The organism is Profundibacterium mesophilum KAUST100406-0324 (assembly GCF_009835145.1).
Taxonomy (GTDB): domain Bacteria; phylum Pseudomonadota; class Alphaproteobacteria; order Rhodobacterales; family Rhodobacteraceae; genus Profundibacterium; species Profundibacterium mesophilum.
In genome coordinates this window covers 1-6,638 of sequence record NZ_APKE01000043.1, presented here as the reverse complement: position 1 = coordinate 6,638, position 6,638 = coordinate 1, and the positions used below count along the sequence as shown (strand labels likewise).

The 6,638-nt window shown below is 62.6% G+C and carries 4 protein-coding genes and 2 pseudogenes; 1 reads left to right on the top strand and 5 read right to left on the bottom strand.

Annotation, left to right across the window (positions count from 1 at the left end; genetic code table 11):
• Nucleotides 1–159 precede the first annotated feature (159 nt).
• Nucleotides 160–3,261 carry an efflux RND transporter permease subunit gene (locus tag PMES_RS15815; RefSeq protein ID WP_159966695.1) on the bottom strand — a complete coding sequence of 1,034 codons (3,102 nt, stop codon included), beginning with the start codon at nucleotides 3,259–3,261 and terminating at the stop codon, nucleotides 160–162.
• A 4-nt stretch (nucleotides 3,262–3,265) separates the two neighbouring features.
• Nucleotides 3,266–4,345: an efflux RND transporter periplasmic adaptor subunit gene (locus PMES_RS15810; protein WP_236549847.1), complete on the bottom strand. Its 1,080-nt coding sequence runs from the start codon at nucleotides 4,343–4,345 to the stop codon at nucleotides 3,266–3,268.
• Between the two features lie 69 nt (nucleotides 4,346–4,414).
• On the opposite strand from PMES_RS15810, the gene PMES_RS15805 reads away from it, so the two are divergent.
• Nucleotides 4,415–5,035, top strand: coding sequence for a TetR/AcrR family transcriptional regulator (locus tag PMES_RS15805; protein ID WP_159966694.1), 621 nt, complete (start codon nucleotides 4,415–4,417; stop codon nucleotides 5,033–5,035).
• Nucleotides 5,036–5,391: 356 nt separating this feature from the next.
• Here the strand turns inward: PMES_RS15805 and PMES_RS16950 are convergent.
• From PMES_RS16950 to PMES_RS15790, 3 genes and pseudogenes are all read right to left on the bottom strand, one after another.
• Nucleotides 5,392–5,731 (bottom strand): annotated as a pseudogene (locus tag PMES_RS16950) (type II toxin-antitoxin system YhaV family toxin).
• The gene (locus PMES_RS15795; protein ID WP_236549846.1) at nucleotides 5,689–5,958 is read right to left on the bottom strand and encodes a type II toxin-antitoxin system PrlF family antitoxin; all 270 of its coding nucleotides are present in this window, start codon (nucleotides 5,956–5,958) and stop codon (nucleotides 5,689–5,691) included. Before PMES_RS15795 ends, PMES_RS16950 begins: the two are co-directional and overlap by 43 nt.
• A gap of 123 nt (nucleotides 5,959–6,081) precedes the next feature.
• Nucleotides 6,082–6,564: pseudogene (locus PMES_RS15790) on the bottom strand (DUF6927 domain-containing protein); the annotation flags it as partial.
• Nucleotides 6,565–6,638: the final 74 nt, after the last annotated feature.

The window sequence follows — 6,638 nt, the reverse complement described above, 5'->3', positions numbered from 1 at the left end:
GCGTGCCGGACCTTCTCCCATGGAATTGGCAGCCATCGGAGCGCCAACGCGCCGCATGACCACGGCCTACGCCGGATGCTTACGTATCAAGTCGTCCCAGTCGGCAATAAAGCCGGGGTGTCAAAGCGGCCAAGGGCTGATTCTTCTGGAGGTGTGTCATCAATCTGCGGCAGCACGCAGGGGCAACGCATTAGATGAAAGGCCCTGATCGGTCTGCCTTTGCGCCTCTGCCTGCCGTTCACGGCGGAAATAGGTCTGATAGAACACAGGCACACCGATCAGCGTCAGGATCGTGGCAAATCCCAGACCGGCCATGATCGTCACCGCCATCGACGCGAACAGCGCGTCCCACAGCAGCGGGATCATTCCAAGGATTGTCGTCCCGGCTGCCAGGACCACGGGACGCAGACGGCTGACGCAGGCCACCACGATGGCGCGGCTTTGCGGCAGACCTTCGGCCTTTTGCAGATCGATTTCCTCGACCAGCACGATCGCGTTCTTGATCAGCATGCCTGAAAGCGACAGTAGGCCCAAAAGCGCAGTAAAGCTGAACGCTTGACCGGTAAAAAGCAGGCCGAGAGCGGCCCCATTCACTGCCATTGGCACGATCGTCCAGATCACCGCAGCCTGTCGCAGACGCCCGAACAGCAGGATCGTGATCAACAGCATAGTGCCGAATGCCAGCGGCATCTGCCGCCCCAGGGACGCCTGCGCCTGACCCGCGCTTTCGAACTCTCCGCCCCATTCCAGCGCGTATCCTGCCGGCAGGGGCATCGCCTCGATCAGGGGGCGCACGGTGGCGAATACGGTGGGAGGTGTCACGCCGTCGATCACGTTGGCCTGCACGGAGATCGTCGGCACACGGTCGCGCCGTTCGATCAGCGTGTCGCGCGCCGAGACCGAGAAGCCGCCGATCACCTGTTCCAGCGGCAGATAATCCTGAAGCGCGGGCGACCAGACCAGCAGGTCGCGCAATTCGCCGTCCGCCACCTCTGCGCGCGGAGTGCGCAGGATGATCGGGATCAGCCGGTCGCGTTCGCGGTAGAACCCCGATTGCAAGCCGTCTGTAGCCAATGCGATGGCACTGCCGACATCCGCGCGGGTGATGCCAACCGCCTGCGCCCGCGCCTCGGCAAAGACCGGGCGCGTCATAAGCTCGCGCTCGCGCCAGTCGGTGCGTTCGGTGTGCAGCAGGGGCGTCGCGGTGCGCAGGATGTCCTCCGCCTCCAGCGCGAGAGCGCGCAGCACGTCGGGGTCGGCCCCGGTAAATCGCGCCTCTATGTCCGCGCCCACCGGCGGGCCAAAGATGATCTGTTCGCTGCGGGTTTCAGCCCAAGGCAGGTTTTCCGCGACGAACAGGTCCAGATCGCGCCGCAGGGGCGGGATCGCCTCGTAGCTGGTCGCGCGGATCACAAGCTGGCCGACAGACCCGTCCACCGGCTTCGGGTCGTAGGTCAGGATGAAGCGTTCGGCACCTTGCCCAGCCGACGACAGCACCGACACGACGTCGCCGCGCCCGGCCAGCCATTCTTCCACGACAGCCAAATCTTCGGATGTCTGCCAGACGGATGTGCCCTGTGCCGCCTTGTAGTTGAGGTAGAAAATCGGGGTCGAAGCGGGCGGAAAGAACTGTTGCTTGACCATGCCAAACGCACCAAAGCAGGCCATGGTCGTGCCGATCAATGCCAGGATCACCAACCACCGGACCCGCAACGCGCCCCGCACAAGGCTGCCATAGGCGCGAAAGATCGGGCCATCGTAGGGGTCTTCTCCGTCGGCCAGACCGCCGGTGAGAAACAGGTAGCTGCCCAGCAACGGTGTGACCGTAATCGCGATCAGCCATGACAGCATGAGCGAAATGGCAATCACCGCGAATAGAGAGAACATGAATTCCCCCGTCGCATCCGGCGACAGGCCGATGCCGGCAAAGGCCATGATGCCGATGATCGTGGCACCCAGCAGCGGGATCTGCGTCTTGGACGCGACCTCTTCGGCGCTGTCGGCGGCACGGCGTCCTCGCCGCATCTCGATTTGCATGCCTTCGGCGACGACGATGGCGTTGTCGACCAGCATGCCCATCGCGATGATCAGCGCACCCAGACTGATGCGTTCGACCTTAACTCCCCAGAGGTTCATGAAGAAGAATGTGGCAACAACCGTCACAAGCAACGACACGCCAACGACGATGGATGCGCGCCACCCCATGAACAGCGCCAGCACAGCGATAACAACGGCCACGGACAGGGCCAGCGACACAAGGAACCCCTTGGTTGCCGCATCGACCACAAGGTGCTGTTCATATATCGGGTGGATTGTCACCCCAGCGGGCAGGATCGTGGCGATCGCATCCAGACGATCCTCGACCGCGTAGCCAACGGTCACGATGTTGCGCGTGGCAAGACCTGCGATGCCAAGGGTGAAGGCAGGTGCGCCGTCAAAGCGCAGGATATGGTCCGGGCTCTCGACCCGTTCGCGGGTCACGCTGGCGATGTCCAGCAGGTTCAGGACCTCGCCCTGCGCGCCGAAACTCAGGCCCGCGATATCGCTGACGGAATCGTCGCCCGAAGGTGCATCGATCCGCAGATCGCGGGTGCCTGATGCGGCCGTGCCGGTGGCCACGACCGCATTGGCCCCACCGATGGCCTGCTGGATGACGCGCGGATCGACGCCCAGATTGGCCAGCGCGCGGCTGTCGGGTTCGACAAAGATCGCCTCTTGCGGCAGTCCCGACAGCGCCGCGTTCGCCACACCGTCGACGGCCAGCACCTCGCGCCTGATGTAGCTTGCGATTTCCCAGACCTCGGCGTCGGTGAAACCGGGAGCGGTAATGGCGTAGTAGATGCCGTAAACGTCGCCGAAATCGTCGTTGACCATGGACGGCCGCACGCCCGACGGCAAATCGCCGGTCGCATCTGACACGCGGTCGCGCAGATCGTCCCAGACCTGCGGCAGCAGATCGGGACCGAAGGTATCGCGCACCTCGACTTCGACCACAGACAGGCCGGGGCTGTTGCGCGACGTGACGGTCTTGATCTCGTCCATCTGCTGAACCGCGGCCTCGATGACCTCGGACACCTCAGTCGCGACCTCGGCTGCGCTGGCACCGGGATAGGGCGTAATGACAAGGGCCGATTTCAACGTAAAGGCCGGGTCTTCCAGTTTGCCCACGGACAAATAGCCAGCCGCCCCGCCCAGCAGGCAGAACAGGATCAACAACCAGGTGTAAAGCGGGCGCTCGATGGCGATGCGGGCGATCTTCACGATGTCATTCCTGGACCGAAAGGCCAAGGTAGGGACGCACTTCCTGGCCGTCGGTCAGCAGATGCCCCCCCACCGCCACGACCTGTGCGCCCTCGGGCAGACCGATCACACGCAGGTCGGTGCCGGTGTCGGATACCACCTCGACCGGCACGGCCCGCACCTGCCCATCCGCATAGATCATTACCTGCGGCTTGCGGTCAGCCCCCGGCAGGATCGCCGTCGCAGGCAGCAGCACTCCGTCCGCCGTGTCCACCGGGACGGTCGCTGTCACGCTCATGGTTGCGCCGGGGATCAGTGTAGCGAAGTCGAGGTCCGGCAGTGCCAGACTGACCCGGAACGTCTGCCCCACGCTGGAGGTTTGCGCGTCGTATTCCACGATCTGGAGCGGGATCGGATCAACCACCTGCGGCAGCGCGCCGGTCCAGACGACTGCGGCGGGGTCGGTCGCCTGAAACAGGCGTTCCGGCACGTCAATCTCGACCCGGATTTCGGACATGTCATGCAACCGCACGATGGGCTGGCCGGGGCTGACATTGGCAAAATTGGGGGTCATCCGCTGCGCCACCAGACCATCGAAGGGTGCGGTCAGGGTCGCATCCTCCAACGCAGCCTGCGCCTCTCTCAGCGCGATGTCGGCGGTGTTGCGGGCGCTGCGCGCATCTTCGGCCTGCACTTGCGACCCGACGCTTTGCTGCGCCAGCGTCTCGGCGCGTTCGACTGCGCGAGTGGCCTGTTCCAAATCGACCTGCGCACGTTCCACAGCCCGTTCAAACGGCCCCAGCTCCAGCCGCGCGATCAGCTCGTCGCGTGTGACCGGCTTGCCTTCGGTCACGGGCAGCTCGACAAGATGGCCGCCGACCTCAAAGCTCAAATCGACGGTTTCGCGTGCGGCGATCCGTCCAAAGAACGTGCGGCTGGCCTGCTGCGCGTCCTGCGCCGGGCTGGTCAGCTTGACCGACGTGACCGGTTTCGCGATGCCGGAGGGGGCCAGATCCTGCGCACTTGCAGGCGCCGCGATGACAGCGGCCCCGCACAGAAAGATCATTGTGCAGCACCGATGCAACCTTGTGATCGTGCCATTCATATTACATCATATCCCAGTAAGCAGACCGACCGGTCGGTCGATAAGTTTACCCAAATCAGGGAAATTGCAATGCCGAAAATCGACGCAGCCGATCAGGCCAACACAAAGTCGGCCGTCGTCGCAGTTGCCATCGATCATTTCCTGACCCATGGCTATGCCGCCACGTCCATGAGCGCGATCGCGGCGGCGTCAGGTTTGGGCAAGGCTTCGCTTTATCACCATTTCGCATCCAAGGAACATCTGTTCATCGCGTCAATCACGCAAGGCCTGACTGCCAGCGCGCAGCAGATGCGGCAGGTCGCAAACGACGTCAGTCTCGGGCACGAAGACCGCGTCAGGCAAGCCATGGTCATCGTCTACGATGCCTGCGTGCTGTCCGCGGCGGGCCGCATGGCGCCGATCGTCGCGGAAACATCGCGGATCATACCCAGCGTCGCGCGCGGCTTTCACGACAGCTTCATCGATGCAATGAAGGGTGTCATGTGCGACATCGTGACCGCCGGCGTCCGCGATGGCGTCTTTAGGCACCGCGATCCGGTCGGGTTGTATCACATGACCTTTGGTCCGCCGGTCAGTCTGGCGATTTCGCGTGCGATGTTTGCGGACATTCCAGGTGCCGCACAGGCCCTCGACGTCGACTATGCGCGGCGCACGCAGACCGACATGCTGCTTGAACTGCTGCATGTCTGACGGCAGACAGGCGCGCGAAGAAAACGCCGACGACCTCTAATGAGAAGCGACATGTTCAGCCCAAAGTCGCGCTCCATGTTGTCGCTGAAGAAACAGGAGGTCGATGACAAGCTGACGTTCGCCACGTTGAGTTGGACGGCAGCTTCGTCCGCATCTTACCAGTTCGTACACGACGCAGCGAACGGCAGGTGTACGGATATGGTGGGACTTCTGAGAATTTCATCGTACCAGCCATCTTGCACACCAATATCGCCCATTTCACTCGGCTCAAAGGTGACGGGAGATTGTAACGAAGACCCCCCCTTATAGACAGCCTAAATGTAGGTGACCTACCCCCCTCTGGCATTCGACCGCACTTACCGATCGGGCACCGCTTCAAGGGAAGTTTCGAACCGCTTGCCCGCCGCTGCAGCTTCTTTCAAGAGCGCGTCGAAATTGTCAGGTGGGTTGCCATCTTCCAGCATCCCTGAATTTCGCCCGGAACCAGTGCTTGCGGTGATCGCCGAGTGTGCCGCCTTGCCGGAAGGCGGCGGCACCCGGATCTGCCGGTATAGCCTCGGTGACCAGCTTGAAGATGGCTGCCAGCCGTTTCGTGGGGTTTTTCTTACGCCAGGTCTTTGGATCGCGTACCTTACGCGCTTCAACCTCCTCGATCAGCCCTTCGAGCTGGTCCAGAAAGAGCGGATGCGCATAGATCGGTCCGGATGCGCCTTGATATCGGCCTCGACAAAATCGAGAAAGGCTCCGAGCACGGGATCTTCCTCGTCGCTGCGCACGGGCTCAATATAGACCCTGCCACTCGGCTCGGTGCAGTAACGAATCTGGTCGCCCTTGCCCAGCTTGAGCTGTTTGCGCACACCCGCCGGCACGGTCGTCTGATACCGATCCGTGAGTTTCGAGACATCTTGTGCGAGGGCTGTCATGGCAGTCTCCTGAAGAAAAGGGTCTTTGCTGCCCGCGACAAGTAATGCATTTGCATTGCCTTGTCAAGATTAGACGCAGGATCTGCTGTCACCGGGCAGGTCGATGAACCGTCCGGCGCTGACCTATTCTCGCCCCGCCAGAAACTCCGCCAGCACAGGACTGGTCGCGACTTTCGCGGAGCTGAGCAGCTCCGAGCCCGCAAGCGAGGCCTTCGACAGGCGTACGAGCCCACCGGTTTCCTCGATGCGGTAGCAGCGGCGTTTCTGCCGACCCCGCCTGTAGTGCGTCGCGGTGACTATCTGGCATGTACTGCCATCGGTCAGGGTCACAGGCGCGGCGAGCTTGATCCTGTCGCCCTCCTCGTAGTCCGGGATCGCAGCCCAATCCCGGCAGCGCTGGCGCCAGGCATGAGCATAGCTGTCTGGGTCTTTCAGCTCGGACAGCAGGGCCAATAGGCTCAGTGGCGCGCGGGATTCGACCGGTCCCGCGCTTTCCTCCATGTCCTTGTAGCCCCAGCAGCCGTCATCATATCGGGTAAGGAATACGGCGGCGAAAGTGATGGAACCATCCGCATCGGTGACATAGGTCGTGTCTTCGGTAAGCGTTAGCTGAACAGCACCAGCGGTTCAGCTTGACGGCTTGAAGTTCCACGGCAGCAGGTCGTCGAGGCGGCTTTGCG